The sequence below is a fragment of the Sphingosinicella sp. BN140058 genome (assembly GCF_004135585.1).
Lineage (GTDB): Bacteria > Pseudomonadota > Alphaproteobacteria > Sphingomonadales > Sphingomonadaceae > Allosphingosinicella.
The window spans coordinates 1,708,775-1,725,972 of the sequence record NZ_CP035501.1 but is presented as its reverse complement, the minus strand read 5'-3'; the positions used below and the strand labels follow the sequence as shown (position 1 = coordinate 1,725,972).

Sequence of the window (17,198 nt, the reverse complement as noted above, 5' to 3'; positions counted from 1 at the left end):
GTTAATGTTGTACCCCATAGCAATCAAGCGACAATGTTAAGCGCTTGCATCGCTCGTGCAGAGGCGGATCACCGCGCCGACGTCCGGCTCCCGTTCGAGCGACGACAGACGGTGGGCGAGCGCGTCGGCGGCACGGGGCCGGAGCGACCGTGCGGCACGGGCGGCGCAGGCGACGAACTTGGCGCGGAGCTGTGCATCCGACAGCGGCCGGTCGGGATGACCGAGCGGCACCTCGAGCTCCGCCGCCAGGGTGCGGCCGTCGCGGAGCACGATCTCGATGGCGGCCGAAGCGGCGCGGTTCCGGCCCCAGCCCGGTCGCTCCCGGTAGGAGACGCGCTCCGCCAGGCCAAGGATGGCAGGATCCTCAAGGCTCCCGGCATCGAAGCCGTCGAGGCCGACGTGGCCGCGGACCAGCGCCAGGGCGACGGTGAACGGCAGGCTGAACTTGGCATCGATCGCCGTCGCCGGGCGCTGCTTGCGCGCCGCCGGCTCGGCCAGCATCCGCTGCACCTCGCCGCCCTCGAGCCGGATCGCCTCGATGTCCGCCGCGGCGACAACATGCTGCGCGGCGAGCGCAAGTGCCGCCTCGATATAGCCGTGGGTGCCGCGGCAGGCAGGCCAGGGCTTGAAGCTCAGCCGCTCTATCCAGAACCGGTGACCGAGGCCGTCGAGGATGTCGGCGGGTTCGTAGGCGCCGCCGGCATAGAGGCGGAAGAAGCCGGCCTGCCCTTCGAGCGGCGCATCGAAGCCGCGCACGCCTCGGGCGGCGAGTTCGGCGGAGGTGACCGCTGCCTGGGCAGGGAAGGCCTCCCGCACGGCGCGGATCACGGTTTCGGAACTGTATTTGATCTCGCCCGGGCAACTAACCTGGCAGAGCAGCAGCGATAAGCAATCCTGCACCTGCCGCGGCGACAGGCGCATCAGCCGCGCGGCGGCCGCGGCGGCGCCGAACGCGCCGAGGATCGGTGGCGGGTACCAGCCGCCTTCCTCCATTGTCCGCCTGAGGCTGAGACCGATGCGGCAGACGAGATCGCAGCCGATCGCCACCGCCGCGATCAGCTCTTCCCCAGTTACCGGACCATGGCTCTCCGCGACGGCGAGCGCCGCCGGGATCAGCGAGGCATTGGGGTGCGTCGGCGCGGCGTCGAACGCATCCTCGAAGTCGAGTGCGTGGGCGAGGGCGCCGTTGGCGAAGGCCGCAGCTGCGGCCGGGACCTGCGTGCCGTAGCCAAGGATGGTGGACGAGCCGGCCTGCACGGAGGCGAGCGCGACGAACGGATCGGCCTCCCGGCTCATGCCGCTTGCGGCGAGGGTCACGCCGATGCCGTCGAGCAGGGCGCGCTTCGCGGCCGCCACGGTTTCGGCCGGCAAGGCCGCGTAGGAAGTTTCGGCAATGTGGCGGGCGAGGATCGCCGATAAGCTGGATTCGGTCATTGTGGATCCATGTAAGCGCTTGCGCTGTGTTGCCTGATCGGCAATCCTGTGTCCACAACAACGGGTCGGACGAACCTGTTCACGAGGAGTATGTGATGAGCGTCGGCGCCGAACTTGCCCGCAAGATCCGCTGGCGGCTGGCCGTCCCGACGATCCTGTTCATGCTGCTGAGCTCGCTCGACCGGGTCAACATCAGCTTCGCCGCGCTGAGGATGAACGCCGAACTCGGCTTCACGCCCACCCAATATGGCTTCGGTGCCGGGATCCTCTTCGTCGGTTTCCTCGCCGGCCAGTATCCGAGCGTGCTGCTGCTCCAGCGGATCGGCATGCGACGCTGGCTCGGCGGCTGCGCGATCCTGTGGGGAAGCTGCGCCGGCGGCATGGCGTTCATCGACAGCCACATGCAATTCTACGTGCTGCGAGTGTTGCTCGGCTTCGCCGAAGGCGGGCTCGCACCAGGCATCGTCCTCTATCTCAGCCAGTTCGCCACCGAACGCGAGCGCGCCACCACCTTCGCGACGCCGATGCTCGCCATTCCGCTGTCGATCGTCATCGGCGGCCCGATCTCGGGATGGCTGATGGGAACGAGCTTCGCCGGCCTGTCGAGCTGGCGCTGGATGTTCGTTGCCGAAGCGCTGCCGACGATTCTGCTCGGCTTCGCCGCCTTTTTCTACTTCCCCGATCGGCCCGGCGCGGCGCGCTGGCTCTCCGCCTCCGAGAAGGACTGGCTCGCCCGCAACGCCGCCAACACCAGCGCCAAGGCGCAGGCCAACGACTGGTCGGTGCTGGCGCGGCCGATCGTCTGGACCTCCGCCCTGCTTTGGTTCTGCCTTCTGTCCGGGGCCTATGGCATCATGTTCTGGCTGCCGCAGATGGTGAAGCAGATGACGGCGCTCACGCCGTTCGAGATCGGTCTCGTCAACGCCTTGCCCTGGATCGGAGTCGCCATCGGCATCTACGCCAATTCGGCCCATTCCGACCGTACCGGCGAGCGTTTCTGGCATGTCGGCCTGCCTGCCGCGGTCACCGCAGGCGCGATCCTTGCCGCCGCCGCATTTGGTCCCGGCATACCCGGGCTGATCGCCCTGTTCGTCGCGGGATTGGGTCTCGGCGCCGCGCAGGGCGCCTTCTGGGCCCTGCCGACCTCTCTGTTCACGCCCGCCACGTTCGCGGTCGGCGCGGTCGCGATCAACATCGCCGGCAGCGGCGGCGGCCTCGTCATCCCGCATCTGATGGGCTTTCTGCGCGAGCAGACCGGCGGCTTCGGCGGCCCGACCCTGCTGATCGCCGGCATTCTGGTGGTCGCGGCCCTGCTCGTGCTGTTGATCCGCCTGTGGCTGTTCGAGCATCCGGCTGCGACCGCTGCTGCCGCCCGGTGATCGGCGATCTCGATATCCTGGGGGTCGGCGATATCGGCGCCAGACGCGCGGATCTGGGTTCGATCTTCAGGGGATGCCGGGAGACGCTGCGCGGCGGCCTCACCTTCGGCCAGCTCGAGACCACGGTGTCGGACCGCGGCGCGAAGGTGCCGAACGCGAAGCTCGCGATGCGCGCGCCGCTCGGGCTGGCACCGGTGCTTCGGGACGCCGGCTTCGACGTCATGTCCTTCGCCGGCAATCATTGCCTCGACTGGGGCTATGACGCGTTCGACGACACGCTCGCACATATGGCGGCCGCCGACATCACCTTGTGCGGTGCCGGCCGGGATCTCGCGTCGGCGCTGGAGCCGGTCATTCTCGAACGGAACGGTGTGCGCGTCGCCTTCATCGCCGCCAGCGCCATCCTGCCCGAGGGCTATGCGGCCGAGGCGGACCGTCCCGGCTGCGCCCCGCTTCGCGCCCACACGCTCTACGAGCAGATCGAGCACGATCAGCCCGGCACACCCGCTCGCATTCGCACGGCACCGCATGGCGGCGATCTCCAGGCGCTGATCGACATGGTGCGGACGGCGCGGGCCGCTGCGGAGATCGTCATCGTTTCGCTTCACTGGGGCATCCACATGGTGAAGGGCGAACTCGCCGACTATCAGCGGCGCGCCGGCCACGCCCTCATCGACGCCGGTGCCGATGGGATCTTCGGCCACCATCCGCACATCATGAAGGGGATCGAGCTCCATCGCGGGCGGCCGATCTTCTACAGCCTCGGCAATTTCGCGATCGAGCAGCCGCACGTCTGGGATCCGGCGATCGTCCGCTCGGCCTCCTTCCGCCACCTCGTCAGCCTCAACTCGTCCTGGTCGCCGGACAATGCCTACATGCTGCCGGAGGAGACGCGGATCACCGGTGTCGCCAGACTGGTCGTTCGCGAAGGACGGCTCGCGGAGGTACGCTTCCTCCCAGCCTGGATCGAAGACGACAGCGCCCCCGTGATGCTCGCCGCGGCCGATCCCCGCTTTGAGCGGGTGCGCGCCTATCTTGAGGAGGTCACCGCCTCGGAAGGGCTTTCGACCCGCTTCCATGCCGACGGAGACGAACTCGTAATCCGCGCTTAGTCGATCTGACCTCGCGCTTTTTCCCCCTTCCTGAAAGGCAGGGACGAGGGGTGGGTGCGCGGCGCAGCCGCGCCTCTCGCTTCAGCGGCCGCAGAAGGCGCTTTCAGCCTCGTCGAGGCGCAGAAAGCGCACCCACCCGCGGCCCCTCCCTTGGCAGGGAGGGGAGCTTGGAGCCAGAAGAGAGGAAGCTGCCTCTATTCGAATGCCAGCGGCACCTTGAGTGCGCCGATCTCCGGCATGCGCGTGGGCACGATCTCGCCGTTTACCGCGAAGCCCTTGGTCCGTCCCAGGATCTCCTCCAGCGCGACGGCGAGTTCCAGGCGGGCGAGGGCGGCGCCGGGGCAATGGTGGGTGCCGCGGCCGAAGGCGAGCGAGTCTCGGATGTTGTCGCGGTCGAGGCGAAAGCTTTCGGAATCCTCGAACACCTCCTCGTCCCTGTTCGCCGAGGCATAGACCAGAGCAATCGGTTCGCCGGCCGGGATCGTGCGTCCCCGCAGCGTCACGTCGCGTACCGCGGTGCGTGCGAAGCCGCGATAGGGCGTGTAGAGGCGCAGGAACTCCTCGATCGCCGCCGGGATCAGCGCCGGCTCGGCACGGAGCCGGTCCTGCAGCGCCCGATCGCGGGAGAGATGGACGCAGATCGATCCGATCATCACCGTCGGCGCGATGATCCCGACGACCAGCACCTGTCGGATCATGCCGACGATCATCTCCTCGGGCAGTGGCTCGCCGTCGGCCCGCGCCGCGAGCAGCGACGAGGTGACGTCATCATTCGGATCGAGCGGCCGCGCCTTGCGCTCCGCGACCAGCGCGCGGGCCATGTCGTAGAGCAGCAGCGAGGATTCCTTGGTCGCCTCCATGTCGGCGGACTGGACTGCGACGTTGAACCGGCGACCGACCTCGCCGAGACTCTCGACCTGATCAGGCGGCAGGTTCATCCAGCGGCCGAACACCAGCACCGGCATGCGCGAGGAGAATTCCGTACAGATGTCGCCGCCGCCTTTGGCCAGCATCGGCGCGAGCAGATCGGCGCAGATCGCACGCACGACCGGTCGCAGCCGCTCGACCTTCTTCGGCGTCAGCAAAGGCGAGATCGCGCGGCGATAGGGCGTGTGCTCGGGCGGATCGAGGTGAAGCGGCGGCCGACGGCCGGTGAACGCGACCTTGGGCACCACATTCTGCTGAGACGTGATGTAGGTGTCGCTGTCGCCCGCCGCCGCCGCGACGTCCGCATGCTTGGTCAACGCCCAGAAACCGCCCCATGCCTCGGCATGGGCGACGGGGCAGGTTGCCCGCAACCGGCGATAATCGTCGTGCGGGCTGTCGAAGGTCTCGGACGCAAGGGGATCGAAATCGGCGCTCATGATGGCGTCTGTACCAGCAATGCAAGCGTTTGCAACGACAATGCGTTCTTGCACTTGGATGCGGGAGATCGCGCGTTGGGTTGCTTGCGGACCCCTTCAAGTCTGTCACAGTGCGATGGACCTGAAGGGGAGCCGGGAAATGCGACACCAACTTGCCGCCATGCTGTTGATCGCGCTTGCCGGCTGCGACCACGTGCCGCCGCCTGCCGGGCCTCCGGGTAAGACAAGCGGCCGCTACGCCGGGATCGGTGTGTACGATGCGGGGCGACTATGGTCGCAGATCGCCGACCGGCCGGAGGCGAAGGATCCGGCGCTCGCGGGGATCGCCGACGACGAGCCTATCATCGTGGTTGTCGACAGCCACACCGGCGAAGTCCGCCAGTGCGGCGATCATAGCGGCTATTGCGTGGCAATGAATCCGTGGCGGAGCTCCGGCACGACCCTGCCGTTGAAGCTCGGCAAGCATGCCGAGGACTTGGCGGCCGACGACGTCGCCAATGCCGCCGCGCCGGCGGTCACGGATCGGCCCGGCGGATAACTCGAGCCCTCTGCCTCGGCCAGCACGCAGTGGCCCGGCAGGCGGCGCCTTCGTGCGTCCTGAGACTTAGACGGAATCCTTGGCCGGCCGCGCGTCGGCGGCACAGGCTTCGTGCTGTTCGCCGAAGGTCATCGCGAACAGCATCGCCTCGTCCTCGTCCATGAAGGTGATGCGAAAGACGAGCTTGCCGTTGTGCGGCTCGGTCGGAGCGAGCTTCACCGCATAGCCCCGCTCGCGAACCCAGAGCGCCTGCCGCGTATGCTCCATCGACGTGTAGAGCAGACGTCGCAGCGCGACACCGAACTCACGGTCAGACACCTCAGTGACGGCAGCGAGGGAGCCGACATCCTCGCGATCCCGGGGAAGGCCGGGATATTCGACGAGGAAGACGCAACGGTCGATCTGATGAATAGCCATGCGCCGATGCTATCGGCCGCGACATTAACCGTCGATTGCAAAATGAGGCGGTGTGAACCCCGATGGGACAGATCAGCGTCGCGCTCGCTGAACGTAGGCCGGCGGCGCAGGTTCCACGGGAGCGCAGGGATAAGAGCGCACGCATTGCCTTTGCCAAGCGTCCCGGTCATGCAAGCGCCTGAAAGGCGGTTGGAATGCTCGACAGCGTGGCACGCGTGGAGGAATATGCGAACGTCGACGCAGCCTGCTTCGGCGTGATCCGGCGCGGCAACCGCCCGGCAGTCCTTCGTGGCCTGGTCGATTCATGGCCGCTCGTCGTCCACGGACGCCGGTCGCCGCAAGCGATCGTCGACTATCTCACCGGCTTCTACAATGGCAGCCTGGTCAGCACCGTCACGGCGCGGCCGGAGGTTCGCGGTCGCTTGTTCTACGAAGACGATGCGCGGGCGCTGAATTTCGCCGTCTCCGTCGAGAAGATGTCGAGCGTGCTCAAGGGATTGCTGCGCCAGATCGACGCGCCCGACCCGATCGGCATTGCCATGCAAGGGGTTTCGGCCGCCGAGCATCTTCCCGGGCTGGAGGCGGACCATCCGATGCCGCTGGTGCCGCCCGGCACCGGCGCACGGCTGTGGATCGGCAATCGGGTGACGGTGGCGCCGCATTTCGACGTCGCCGACAACATCGCCTGCGTGGTGGCAGGCCGCCGCCGCTTCGTCCTGTTTCCGCCGGAACAGCTCCCGAACCTCTATGTCGGTCCATTCGATCTGACGCCGGCCGGAGTCCCGGTCAGCATGGTGCGGTTCGACGATCCCGATTTCGACACGCATCCCCGCTTCCGCGATGCGCTCGCCGCTGCGCAAGTGGCGGAGCTGGGCCCCGGGGACGCCCTCTACATACCCTATATGTGGTGGCACGGCGTCCAGTCGCTCGATCCGCTCAGCATCCTCGTCAATTACTGGTGGAATGCCGATGCGGTGTCCGCCCAGCATCCCTACGGCGCGCTGCTCCACGCCGCCACTCTGCTGTATCGCGACATGCCGGCCGAGCAGCGGGCGATCTGGCGCACCATGCACGATCATTATGTGTTCGGGGTCAACGGCGATCCCGCCGCCCATCTTCGGCCGGAGCATCGGGACCGTCATCGCCCGATCGCGCCCGCCGCAGTCGCAGGCTTGAAGTCGGCGCTCGCCGATCTGATCGACGGCGCTCCGGAGCAGCAGGGCTGACATTGCCGTCGGCGCTTGCCGGGACGCGCGCCTGCGGCCAGAGCGGCGTCATGAAAGTGCGTTTGGGGCGGCGGGTCGCCGTCCAGACCTTGATCGCCTGCCTGCTCTTCTTCCCGTTCGTCGATCTGTGGATGGGGATCCTGGCGCGTCTGGTGCCCGGCGCCGGGCAGCCCGCGGTCGTCGCCATCCTGCTCGGCACCGCAATGGCGGTGCTCTGCGTCTGGCAGGTCCCGAAACTCGTTCGCCGTGTGCGAACGACCGATCGCCGGCGGCGCTGACGTGCTGCCCGACGACCGCGAACGAGAAGGACGGCCATGGAGCATTGGGTAGCGTTCAAGGAGCTGATCGCGGGGGCATCGGGGTTCGACCGCGGCAGCCTCCACGTGCTCGCCTCGGTGCCTTTGCACGTCTTCTGTGCGCTGCTGCTGCGTCGGCCGCTGACCAGCCTCTGGCCGTGGCTGCTGGTGCTCGCGATCGCCGTCGGCAACGAAGCCGCGAGCGGCTATGCCGACGGCGTGCTCGAGGACTGGGAGATACCCGGCAGCCTCCGCGATCTCCTGCTCGTCATGGGACTTCCCACCTTCCTCGCTCTGGCGCTGCGGCTGCGCGCGCTCTCGCCGGCACCGCGGCGCGCGGTGCCGGCACGACCCTTGCCGCTGCTCACCGTCTCGACGGCTCCGCGCGACCTGATCGTCGACGCGGAGTTCGAGGAGATACGCTGACGCCTCAGCGCGGCGCCAATGTCCGCCGGAAGAAGGCGATCACGTCCCGGTTGAAGGCGGCGTGGAACGCAGCCCGGTCGAAGCCCGCTGGATCCGCACAGATCGCGCCGCTGCTCTTCGCCGCTTGCGCCGAACAGGGCGCCAGGAAGACGAAGTGGGTGGCGCCGGGCACCGGATGATATTCGGGCCGCCGCGGCAGCGCCGCCAGCACCGCGTCGGCATGAAGAGGGGCCGGCAGGATCTCGTCGGCCGCCGGCTTCCACAATTGGACGGGTACGCGCAGCCCCCGCATATTGGCCTTGGTGAAGGTGTAGCCCAAAGCCGGTGCGGCGCTGACCACCGCCCTGATCCGGCCATCGTGCGTCCAGGCCTGCGGCGGCGCGGGCCGCCGGCCTTCGCTCAGCTTGCAGTCGAAATCCTGCGGCCGCTCCCGGCAGTGCGCCACGACCTTGTCCAGGTCCGGATCGGCACCGGCTGCCGCCAGGACGGTGAAGCCGCCCGAGGAAAAGCCGAAGGCGCCGATCCGCTTCGCGTCGACCAGATCCCGCAGGTCCGGCGCTCCGACCATGTGATCGATCAGCAGCTTGAGCTGCCGGGGTCGGTTGGCCATTTCGGTGGCGCGGCTCTGATCGCGCCAATTGTCGCCGCTATGGGTGAGCGCAGCGACGACGAAACCGGCCTGTGCGAGCGCGATCGCAGTGTCGAAATGGCCGGCGAACGCCCCGCCATTGCCATGCGACATCACCACCAGCGGCAAGTGGCGGCCGGCCGGCGTAGCGCCGGGCGCGACGAGGCCGTCGCCCAGCCCGAAATCGACGGGCTGCGGAGCGGCATTGCTCGGATACCATATGCCGATCTCGATCTCGCCCCCGGCCGGATCCGATATCGTCTGCGTGCGGAAGCCCGCCGAGGCGGCCTGTGCGGCGCCGCCGTGCAGCGCAAGCGCGAGGGTCAGCAACAAAAGGGATCGAACTAACGGCATGCAACGGCTCCTGTGCGGTGAGTGTCCGCGCAGGATGATGGGCAGCGTGGCCGCGGCGCGAGCGCCGTTTCGCGAACGGGCGAACGGGTTCGCGGCCGGGCGAACCGCGCTATAGGAGCGTGGTGCAATCCGATCCGACCCGCTTTCCCGCCTGGCTGAAGTGGCTGATGACGACCACCGTCATCGGCCTCATTCTCGGGCTGATCGGCCCTTACGGCAGCTATCTCAACGGGCCCGCCCATCTGCGGATCTTCTACTGGGTCGGGATGAGCTGGGTTGGGACGGCGATCCTGGCGCCCTCGATTATCGCTGCCTTGCACCTGGCCCGGCGCTGGGAGGTTCCGCAATGGCTGACGATCGCGATCGCCATGCTTTTGGCGGCGCTGCCGCTCAGCGGCGCGGTGGCCTGGATCGCCACCCGCCTGTGGCCGGAACTGACCTTCCTCGGACGCGCCGACTGGTATGCGCAGGTGCTGTTGGTCTGCATGCTCCACGCCGGCGCCTATTTGCTGATCGCCCGCCCGCCGAGCAGCCGAGCCGCCGCGCGCGTGCACCGAGACGATGACGAGCCCGCGCCCATCCCTCGCGGACACTGCCTCTGCCTACAGATGGAGGATCATTATGTTCGGATCCACGGCCCTGCCGGGTCCCGGCTCGAGCACAGCACCCTCGCCCGGGCGATCGCCGACCATGGCGGCCGCGACGGTCTTCAGATCCACCGCTCCTGGTGGGTCGCCCGTTCGGCCGTGGCCGAGGTGATCGAGGACGGACGCAGCGTCCGATTGCGGCTCGTCAACGGCCTCGTCGCACCGGTCTCGCGCGGGCGGATCTCCGCGCTCCGCGCCGCAGGATGGCTGAATTCCGGCGCGGGCGGCGCCACCACCGAATGACGGCGCACCAACGCGTGAGCGAGCCGGCTCCTCAGAATGTGAAATCCACCGAAAGCCAGAAGCGGTCGATATCCGTCGCGAAGCCGTGGCTGCGATAGCCGGCATAGCGGGCCGCGAGCGTGTACCGGCCGCGCTTGGCGCTGGCGAGCAGATCGAGTTCGCGGCCGTAATCGAGATCGAGGCGGGCGCTGTCGAAGCGGTGCCAGGTCGCCGAGAGGGTAACCGCATCGGCGGGGCCGACCTTCTTGGCGCCGTAGCCCGCGCTTAGATAGAGATCGCGCAGGCCGTTCGGCGGCGTGGTGACGAAGCGATCGGCCCAGCCGTTGAACTTGAACAAGGTGCCGAGCGGCGTCTGGAAGCTGGTCAGCGCGCGGCCGTCGTCGGCCCCGAGTTCCTCATAGCCTGCGGTGGCCGTGAAGCCGTGCGCCGCGGCACCGGCTTCCGCAAGCAGATAGGAAGCGGAATAGTCGTTGGGGTTGCGGTGATGGTCGCTCTGGCGGGCATAGCTCGCCGCATAGGAAAGGGCGACCGGACCCAACGCGCGGCTGCCCGCCAGGCGAAGGCCGTACGTCTGGCTCGAAAGGCGAAAGGCCTGCACCACGGCTTCATCCTGATCGACCAGGAAGGCGAAGGCGCTGATCGTGCCGATCGGCGTCGGCAGGCCGGCGACGGCGAACAGATTGTCGCCATCAACGGCGGTCTGACGCGCCCCGCGTCCGCGGCTGCCGTTCACGGTACGCACGCTCCACACGTAGCTGATGTCGAGCGTCGGGCCGGTTTTCGCGCCATATTGGAACCGCAGGGCATCGAAGGTCTGTTCGTTCTGGCGGAACGGCGCGGAGCCGACGAAGCGCTGGTCGAGCAGTTCGATCCGCTGGCGGCCGAGCGTCACTGCCCCGTTCTTCAGGCCGGCGTAGCGAAGCTGGGCGCGGTTCAGTTCGACATTTTCGGGATCCACGACCAGCGGCCGGTCGGCCGGGCCTCTGACACCATCGAAATAGTCGTCGACGAGGGCGATCGTGGCTTCGCCCTCGACCAGCATCGACCAGGGCCCCGAGGCGATTTCGACGCCACCGCGCAAGCGCGCGGTCACCGCGTCGGCCTCACGGGCGAGCCCCTCCTGATCGACATGTTCGGTGCGGAGGCGAAGATCCAGGATCGGCTTCGGGGACACCGGCTCCGCGCGGGCCGCCGCGGAGCCGCCGACTGCCAGGGGAACCATGGCCAATCTGAGGGCGCGTCGTTTCGCGCCGCCACGCGCAGCTGCCGCGCGGCGATTTCCTTTTCGAACTATGATTTTTCCCCTCAGAGCGTCATCGCAGCCAAGCTGTCGATCCGTGTTTCGCGCGTCGGGGTGCCGACGGCCTCGCCGACCAGCAGCAGGGTCGGATCGTCGTCGCTGATCGTCGCGACGAGGAAGGCGAGCGCGTCGAGACGGCCGCGGATGATCCGCTCGTCGGGCAGGGAGACGTTGACCGCGATCAGCACCGGCGTGTCGGCGGCGCGGCCGGCGGCGATCAGGTTGCGGGCGATCTCCCCGGCCGATCCGCGCCCCATGTAGAAGGCAAGGGTCGTGTCGGCCGCGGCGAGCGCGGGCCAGTCGAGCGCCAGCGTCTCGCCGGCGCGGGCATGGGCAGTGACGAAGGTCAGGCGTCGGGCGAGGCCGCGCAGGGTCAGCGACGCCCGGCTGGAGGCGGCGGCGGCGCTCGCGGCGGTGATTCCCGGGCAGATCCGGACCGAAATGCCGTGCGCGGCAAGATGCTCGACCTCCTCGGCCGAGCGGCCGAACACCGACGGGTCGCCGCCCTTCAGGCGCACCACCTTCAGCCCGGCACGCGCGGCCGCCAGGATGAGGTCGTTGATCGCGCCCTGGTCCTTGGAATGGCGGCCGGAGCGCTTGCCGACCGAGACCAGCCTGGCGTCCGCCGGCGCCAGCGCGAGCACGCCTGGGCCGACCAGCGCGTCGTGGAACAGGATGTCGCAGCCGGCGATCAGCCGCTCGGCCTTGCGGGTGAGGAGATCGGGATCGCCGGGGCCGGCCCCTACCAGCCAGACCTCGCCGGGGGCGATCAGGGTGTCGGCGGCCATGTCAGGCGGCCCGGGCGACGAGAGGCGCGAGCGCGACGATCGCGCTGCGCAGGATCAGCACGCGGCCGCCGCTGATCTTCACCGGGATCGTCGGCGTACAGCCCTTGTCGGCCCCTTGCGCCTCGCCGCTGGCGAGCGAAATCACCCAATTGTGAAGCGGGCAGGTGACGCTGGCGCCATGGACGATCCCTTCCGAAAGCGGGCCCTTGCCGTGCGGGCAGCGATTGACCAGCGCATAGACCTGGTCGCTGCCGGTGCGGAACACCGCGACTTCGTCGCCGCCGGGGACTCGGATGGTGCGCGCGCCGCGGGGCGGAATTTCGGCGAGATAGCCGACGTCGAGCCAGTCTCCGGTGATCATCATCTTACTCCGCGGGTTCGAGGATCTGGGGGGCGGGGCGAAGCTCGCCCATCGGAGCATGCTGCTCGCGGTGGGCGCCGGCGGCGCGCTCCGCCCAGGGATCGGTCTGGCTGAAGCGCTGCGAATGATGGAAGCGCTCGGTCAGTGCCCTGCGGCCGTATTCGTCCTCGACCAGGCGTGCCTGGAGGTAGGCGAGGCCGACTCGCTCGATCCACGGCGCGGTACGCTCAAGATAGCGCGCGTCCTCGCGGTAGAGCTGGATGAAGGCTGCGCAGACGTCCATCGCCTCCTGCTCGGTGGCGACGCGGCAGAGCAGGTCGGTGGCGCGGATTTTGATGCCGCCATTGCCGCCGACGTGGAGCTCGTAGCCGGAATCGACGCAAATCACGCCGAAATCCTTGATCGTCGCCTCGGCGCAATTGCGCGGGCAGCCGGACACCGCGATCTTGAACTTGTGGGGCATCCAGCTCCCCCAGGTCATGCGCTCGATCTTGACCCCGAGCCCGGTCGAATCCTGGGTTCCGAACCGGCACCATTCCGAGCCAACGCAGGTCTTCACCGTGCGCAGCGACTTGCCGTAAGCGTGGCCGGAGACCATGCCGGCCGCGTTGAGATCGGCCCAGACGGCGGGCAGGTCCTCCTTGCGGATGCCGAAAATGTCGAGCCGCTGGCCGCCGGTCACCTTGACCAGGGGGGCATTGTATTTCTCAACCACGTCGGCAATCGCGCGCAGCTCGCGCGGATTGGTAATGCCGCCCCACATCCGCGGCACCACTGAATAGGTGCCGTCTTTCTGGATGTTGGCGTGCATGCGCTCGTTGACGAAGCGGCTCTGCTGGTCGTCCCGATAGTCGCCGGGCCAGGCGCAGAGCAGGTAATAATTGAGCGCCGGGCGACAGGACGAGCAGCCGTCCGGAGTCGACCAGTGCAGCTTCTGCATCGCCTCCGGAATCGAGCGCAGGCTTTGGGCGAGGATCTCGCGGCGGACGTCGTCATGGGTGAAGCTGGTGCATTTGCAGATCGGCTTCTCGCCGCGCTCGCCGGAATAGCCGTCGCCGAGGGTCAGGGCGAGCAGACCTTCGACCAGCCCGGTGCAGGATCCGCACGAGGCCGAGGCCTTGGAACAGGCGCGCACTGCGTCGAGCGTGCAGGCGCCACCCTCGACGGCGGCGACCACCGCATGCTTGGACACGCCGTTGCAGCCGCAGATTTCCGCGTCGGCGGGCAGTGCGGCGAGGCGGGCGAGCGGATCGGCACCGCCGGCACCGGCCGCAACCGGGCCGTGGATCAGGGTCGCGCGCAGCGGCGAGACGTCCTCGCCCTTGCGGATCAGATCGAAATACCAGCTGCCGTCCGCGGTGTCGCCGTAGAGCACGGTGCCGACGATCCTGTCGTCGCGCACCACGATCCGTTTGTAGACCCCGCGCGAAGCGTCGCGCAGCACGATGTCCTCGGCGCCGTCGCCGCCGGAGAAATCGCCGGCCGAATAGACATCGATGCCGGAGACCTTGAGCTTGGTCGCGGTGGCGGCCGGACGATAGACGCTGCCGGCGCCAGTCAGCGTGTCGGCGAGCGCACGGCACATTTCCCAGATCGGCGCGACAAGGCCGCAGCAAATGCCGTCATGCTCGGCGCATTCGCCGACCGCCGATATGGCGGCGTCGGAGGTCGTCATTGTATCGTCGACGTGGATGCCACGGCCGACCGCCAGGCCTGCGGCCGCGGCGAGCTTGATGTTGGGCCGGATGCCGACCGCCATCACCACCAGGCTGGCCGAGATCTCGCGACCGTCCTTGAGTCGCACCCCCTCGACCTTCCCTTCGCCGAAGATCTCGGCGGTGTCGGCACCGGTCAGGATGGTCTGGCCGCGGCCTTCAAGGGCGGTCTTGAGCAGCCACGCCGCGGCTTCGTCGAGCTGCCGCTCCATCAAGGTCGGCATCAGGTGCAGCACGGTGACCTCCATGCCACGCTGCGCAAGACCGTGAGCCGCTTCGAGGCCGAGCAGGCCGCCGCCGATCACCACCGCCGCGCCGCCGGCATCGGCGGCCCGGACCATCGCCTCGACGTCGTCGAGATCGCGGAACGACACCACGCCCGGAAGATCGCGGCCGGGCACCGGGATCATGATCGGCTCGGATCCGGTGGCGATGATCAGCCGGTCATAGCCGACCGCGCGTCCTGAGGCGGATGTGACAAGGCGGCGGGCGCGATCGATCGCCACCACCGGATCCCCCGTGATTAGGTCGATGCCGTTCGATCCGTACCAGGCGCGATCGTTGAGGATGATCTGTTCGAAGCTCTTCTCGCCGGAAAGAACGGGGGAGAGCATGATCCGGTCGTAATTGACCCGCGGCTCGGCCCCGAAGATGGTGATCCGGTAGCGGTGGGCATCGCGCTTCAGCACCTCCTCGACCGCGCGGCAGCCCGCCATGCCATTGCCGATCACAACGAGATGCGACCGGGCATCGCCGCCTCGCGCTTCGTCCGATCCCTGCCAGCCCGCCGAAAAGTCCATCGCCCTGCTCCGAAACGAAAAAGGCCGCCTGCGACCCCTCCCTCTCGGGACGGTCGCAGGCGGCCTTGCCTGTTACTCGCGCCTTCGCCTTCTTCGTCGAAGACTCCGGTCTATGTCGGTGCGGACAGCCTCGCCCGCGTCGATTGCAAGGTGCGGGAGCGAGAGGCAGTGCGCAAGGGCTAATATTGCGATGCAGCAAGGATGTGAAATATTGTGCGGTCAGCGCGCCGCTGCGAAGCTTTCGAGATAGGCGTCGATATCGACAGGATCGAAAACACGCCCGTCGAAGAAGCGGTCGGGCCCGAGGGTAAGGGTGCCGCGATCCGATCCGGCGCCGGTCGGCACCGCCAGCGCGCCTTCAACCTTGGAGCTCGCCCCCGGCAGCGGCGTCGCGCCCCCGGCGAGCGCGCGGCGGTAGAGGTCGGACCGGAACAGGCTGGCGGCGCGCGCCTCGGCCGCCGCGCTCGGGGCGGCCAGGCGCCAGCGGACGAATTGCGAGTAGATCCAGAGCGCCTGGCTGCGCCACGGGAAGTTCGCCGCTTCCCGGTGGAACATCAGAAAATCGGGCGCCTCGATCACCTCGCCCTCTTTCGACAGCGGCATCCGTCCGGCGAGCGCCTGCGCGATCAGATCGGCCGGTTCCCCGATAATCTGCGGATCCGCGAGCATTGCCGCGAGCGCGGGGATGTTCGCCTTGTCCTCGCACCACGAAGCGGCGCGGTCGAGGGCGCGGAGCAGGCGGTCGACCGTGTCCCCGTTCGCCTCCGCCCAGTCCTGCCGCATCGCCAGCACCTTCTCGACGCTGCGTGCCCAGATGTTGGAGGAGAAGGCGACGATCTCGCCGAGACCTTCCGCCACCGCGACGCTGCTCCACGGCTCGCCGGCGATGAACCCGTCGATCTCGCCGGCGGCGAGCGCTTCCACCATCGCCGAGGGCGGCAGCACCCGCAGCTGGATGTCGCGATCCGGATCGATGCCGGCGAAGCCGAGCCAATAACGCAGGGTAAGGGCGTGGCTGGAGAAACGGTGGACGATGCCGAGGATCGGCTTGCGGCGATGAAGGCCGATGGCGGCAGCGAGATCGTGGGCAGTGGCGACGGGATCGTCGATCCGGTTGCGGGCGACCGGATCGAGCGCCGCGGCGAGCTCGGCGGACACAGTCAGCGCATTGCCGTTCGTGCCGAGCTTGAACGGCGCCGCGAGCGCGACCGGCGGCTGGCCAAGGCCGAGCGTCACCGCCAGCGCCAGCGGCGCCAGCATGTGCGCGATCTGCACCTGGCCGTAGATCAGCCGGTCGCGCACCGTCGCCCAGCTGCGCTCGCGTGCGAGGGTGAGATCGATGCCTTCGTCGGCGGCGAAGCCGAGCCGCTGCGCCGCGATCAGGATCGCGCTGTCGGTCAGCGGCACGAAGGCTGCGGCGACGGGGATCATGCTTTGCCTCCGATCAGATCGGCGGCGGTGACGATCGCGTCGGCGACGTCGACGATCCGCCGGCCCTGGTTCATCGCCGTCGACCGGATCAGCGCATAGGCATCGGCCTCGGTCATGGTGCGGCTTTCCATCAGGATGATCTTGGCGCGCTCGATCTTCTTGCGGTCGGCAAGCGCGCTGCGCGCTTCCTCGAGCTCGGCGCGAAGACCTGCAAAGGCGTTGAAGCGCCGCACGGCCAGTTCCAGGATCGGCTTCACCCGCTCCTTGCGCAAACCGTCGACGACATAGGCCGAAACGCCCGCGTCGATGGCGGCGCCGATCATCGCATCGTCCGATTCGTCGACGAACATCGCGATCGGCCGCGCCAGCGCCTTGCTGACCAGCAGCATCTCCTCCAGCGTGTCCCGGCTCGGCGTGCCGAGATCGATCAGCACCACGTCAGGCGCGAGCCGCTCGATCCGTGCGACGAAGGCACCGGTCGGCGCGACGACATGGATGTCGTCGAACCCGGCCTCGCGAAGGCCCTCCTCAAGGATGGTGGCCCGAAGGCCGCTTTCATCGACGATGGCGATACGCACGAAGGGATCCCGGAACGGCAGCAAGGCTGGAGTAAGCGGGCGGCACGCCGCGGGGAAGCGCCGGTGAATATCTCACCGTCGGCTGCGCCCACGAAAGACCGGCGAGAGGGGCAACGACCGTGCTGTTGCTGTTGCTGTTGCTGTTGAAGTTGCCAATGCGC

Annotated in this window: 17 protein-coding genes; 7 read left to right on the top strand and 10 right to left on the bottom strand. The window is 68.3% G+C overall.

Features of this window, described 5'->3' with window-relative positions; all coding sequences use genetic code 11:
• Positions 1 to 36 precede the first annotated feature (36 nt).
• Positions 37 to 1,434, bottom strand: a complete 1,398-nt coding sequence (locus ETR14_RS07850) for an MmgE/PrpD family protein (RefSeq protein WP_129384100.1) — start codon at positions 1,432 to 1,434, stop codon at positions 37 to 39.
• Positions 1,435 to 1,529: 95 nt separating this feature from the next.
• Here ETR14_RS07850 and ETR14_RS07845 point away from each other — a divergent pair, with 95 nt between their 5' ends.
• Together ETR14_RS07845 and ETR14_RS07840 are read left to right on the top strand one after the other, a co-directional pair.
• Positions 1,530 to 2,813: an MFS transporter gene (locus tag ETR14_RS07845; protein WP_129384099.1), complete on the top strand. Its 1,284-nt coding sequence runs from the start codon at positions 1,530 to 1,532 to the stop codon at positions 2,811 to 2,813.
• Positions 2,768 to 3,925, top strand: coding sequence for a CapA family protein (locus ETR14_RS07840; RefSeq protein WP_165356363.1), 1,158 nt, complete (start codon positions 2,768 to 2,770; stop codon positions 3,923 to 3,925). Before ETR14_RS07845 ends, ETR14_RS07840 begins: the two co-directional genes overlap by 46 nt.
• 194 nt (positions 3,926 to 4,119) lie before the next feature.
• Here ETR14_RS07840 and ETR14_RS07835 read toward each other — a convergent pair whose 3' ends face one another.
• Positions 4,120 to 5,289, bottom strand: a complete 1,170-nt coding sequence (locus ETR14_RS07835) for a cytochrome P450 (RefSeq protein ID WP_129384098.1) — start codon at positions 5,287 to 5,289, stop codon at positions 4,120 to 4,122.
• Between the two features lie 139 nt (positions 5,290 to 5,428).
• On the opposite strand from ETR14_RS07835, the gene ETR14_RS07830 reads away from it, so the two are divergent.
• Complete coding sequence (locus ETR14_RS07830) at positions 5,429 to 5,827, top strand: hypothetical protein (protein WP_129384097.1); 399 nt, start codon at positions 5,429 to 5,431, stop codon at positions 5,825 to 5,827.
• A 66-nt stretch (positions 5,828 to 5,893) separates the two neighbouring features.
• Here ETR14_RS07830 and ETR14_RS07825 read toward each other — a convergent pair whose 3' ends face one another.
• Positions 5,894 to 6,244: a hypothetical protein gene (locus ETR14_RS07825; RefSeq protein ID WP_129384096.1), complete on the bottom strand. Its 351-nt coding sequence runs from the start codon at positions 6,242 to 6,244 to the stop codon at positions 5,894 to 5,896.
• 194 nt (positions 6,245 to 6,438) lie between these two features.
• Between ETR14_RS07825 and ETR14_RS07820 the strand changes: the two genes are divergently transcribed.
• The 3 genes from ETR14_RS07820 to ETR14_RS07810 are packed head-to-tail and all read left to right on the top strand — an operon-like array spanning position 6,439 to position 8,192.
• Positions 6,439 to 7,470 carry a cupin-like domain-containing protein gene (locus tag ETR14_RS07820; protein WP_129384095.1) on the top strand — a complete coding sequence of 344 codons (1,032 nt, stop codon included), beginning with the start codon at positions 6,439 to 6,441 and terminating at the stop codon, positions 7,468 to 7,470.
• A 50-nt stretch (positions 7,471 to 7,520) separates the two neighbouring features.
• A complete protein-coding gene (locus ETR14_RS07815) occupies positions 7,521 to 7,748 on the top strand; it encodes a hypothetical protein (protein WP_129384094.1) in 228 nt (75 codons plus the stop codon).
• Positions 7,749 to 7,784: 36 nt separating this feature from the next.
• Positions 7,785 to 8,192 carry a hypothetical protein gene (locus ETR14_RS07810; protein ID WP_129384093.1) on the top strand — a complete coding sequence of 136 codons (408 nt, stop codon included), beginning with the start codon at positions 7,785 to 7,787 and terminating at the stop codon, positions 8,190 to 8,192.
• A gap of 4 nt (positions 8,193 to 8,196) precedes the next feature.
• On the opposite strand, the gene ETR14_RS07805 is transcribed toward ETR14_RS07810, so the two are convergent.
• On the bottom strand, positions 8,197 to 9,174 hold the full coding sequence (locus ETR14_RS07805; RefSeq protein ID WP_129384092.1) for a prolyl oligopeptidase family serine peptidase: 978 nt from the start codon (positions 9,172 to 9,174) through the stop codon (positions 8,197 to 8,199).
• A gap of 122 nt (positions 9,175 to 9,296) precedes the next feature.
• Between ETR14_RS07805 and ETR14_RS07800 the strand changes: the two genes are divergently transcribed.
• A complete protein-coding gene (locus ETR14_RS07800) occupies positions 9,297 to 10,064 on the top strand; it encodes a LytTR family DNA-binding domain-containing protein (protein ID WP_129384091.1) in 768 nt (255 codons plus the stop codon).
• Positions 10,065 to 10,095: 31 nt separating this feature from the next.
• Here the strand turns inward: ETR14_RS07800 and ETR14_RS07795 are convergent, their stop codons facing one another.
• From ETR14_RS07795 to ETR14_RS07770, 6 genes are all read right to left on the bottom strand, one after another.
• On the bottom strand, positions 10,096 to 11,286 hold the full coding sequence (locus ETR14_RS07795; RefSeq protein ID WP_129384090.1) for an alginate export family protein: 1,191 nt from the start codon (positions 11,284 to 11,286) through the stop codon (positions 10,096 to 10,098).
• Between the two features lie 83 nt (positions 11,287 to 11,369).
• On the bottom strand, positions 11,370 to 12,152 hold the full coding sequence (cobA, locus tag ETR14_RS07790) for a uroporphyrinogen-III C-methyltransferase (RefSeq protein WP_129384089.1): 783 nt from the start codon (positions 12,150 to 12,152) through the stop codon (positions 11,370 to 11,372).
• A gap of 1 nt (position 12,153) precedes the next feature.
• Positions 12,154 to 12,513: a nitrite reductase small subunit NirD gene (nirD, locus tag ETR14_RS07785; RefSeq protein WP_129391518.1), complete on the bottom strand. Its 360-nt coding sequence runs from the start codon at positions 12,511 to 12,513 to the stop codon at positions 12,154 to 12,156.
• 4 nt (positions 12,514 to 12,517) lie between these two features.
• Positions 12,518 to 15,028 carry a nitrite reductase large subunit NirB gene (gene nirB / locus ETR14_RS07780; RefSeq protein WP_129384088.1) on the bottom strand — a complete coding sequence of 837 codons (2,511 nt, stop codon included), beginning with the start codon at positions 15,026 to 15,028 and terminating at the stop codon, positions 12,518 to 12,520.
• A gap of 219 nt (positions 15,029 to 15,247) precedes the next feature.
• On the bottom strand, positions 15,248 to 16,459 hold the full coding sequence (locus ETR14_RS07775) for a CmpA/NrtA family ABC transporter substrate-binding protein (protein ID WP_129384087.1): 1,212 nt from the start codon (positions 16,457 to 16,459) through the stop codon (positions 15,248 to 15,250).
• Positions 16,456 to 17,037 (bottom strand): ANTAR domain-containing response regulator, encoded by a 582-nt coding sequence (locus ETR14_RS07770; protein WP_129384086.1) that lies wholly within the window; start codon positions 17,035 to 17,037, stop codon positions 16,456 to 16,458. The genes ETR14_RS07775 and ETR14_RS07770 overlap by 4 nt, the downstream gene beginning before the upstream one ends.
• Positions 17,038 to 17,198 lie beyond the last annotated feature (161 nt).

Excerpts from the sequence above, each read along its gene's own strand:
- ETR14_RS07775 (WP_129384087.1), bottom strand. The coding sequence starts at position 16,459 with ATGATCCCCGTCGCCGCAGCCTTCGTGCCGCTGACCGACAGCGCGATC.
- ETR14_RS07845 (WP_129384099.1), top strand. The coding sequence starts at position 1,530 with ATGAGCGTCGGCGCCGAACTTGCCCGCAAGATCCGCTGGCGGCTGGCC.
- ETR14_RS07820 (WP_129384095.1), top strand. The coding sequence starts at position 6,439 with ATGCTCGACAGCGTGGCACGCGTGGAGGAATATGCGAACGTCGACGCA.
- ETR14_RS07810 (WP_129384093.1), top strand. The coding sequence starts at position 7,785 with ATGGAGCATTGGGTAGCGTTCAAGGAGCTGATCGCGGGGGCATCGGGG.
- ETR14_RS07795 (WP_129384090.1), bottom strand. The coding sequence starts at position 11,286 with ATGGTTCCCCTGGCAGTCGGCGGCTCCGCGGCGGCCCGCGCGGAGCCG.
- ETR14_RS07805 (WP_129384092.1), bottom strand. The coding sequence starts at position 9,174 with ATGCCGTTAGTTCGATCCCTTTTGTTGCTGACCCTCGCGCTTGCGCTG.
- ETR14_RS07825 (WP_129384096.1), bottom strand. The coding sequence starts at position 6,244 with ATGGCTATTCATCAGATCGACCGTTGCGTCTTCCTCGTCGAATATCCC.
- ETR14_RS07835 (WP_129384098.1), bottom strand. The coding sequence starts at position 5,289 with ATGAGCGCCGATTTCGATCCCCTTGCGTCCGAGACCTTCGACAGCCCG.
- nirB (WP_129384088.1), bottom strand. The coding sequence starts at position 15,028 with ATGGACTTTTCGGCGGGCTGGCAGGGATCGGACGAAGCGCGAGGCGGC.
- ETR14_RS07830 (WP_129384097.1), top strand. The coding sequence starts at position 5,429 with ATGCGACACCAACTTGCCGCCATGCTGTTGATCGCGCTTGCCGGCTGC.
- ETR14_RS07850 (WP_129384100.1), bottom strand. The coding sequence starts at position 1,434 with ATGACCGAATCCAGCTTATCGGCGATCCTCGCCCGCCACATTGCCGAA.
- nirD (WP_129391518.1), bottom strand. The coding sequence starts at position 12,513 with ATGATCACCGGAGACTGGCTCGACGTCGGCTATCTCGCCGAAATTCCG.
- ETR14_RS07815 (WP_129384094.1), top strand. The coding sequence starts at position 7,521 with ATGAAAGTGCGTTTGGGGCGGCGGGTCGCCGTCCAGACCTTGATCGCC.
- cobA (WP_129384089.1), bottom strand. The coding sequence starts at position 12,152 with ATGGCCGCCGACACCCTGATCGCCCCCGGCGAGGTCTGGCTGGTAGGG.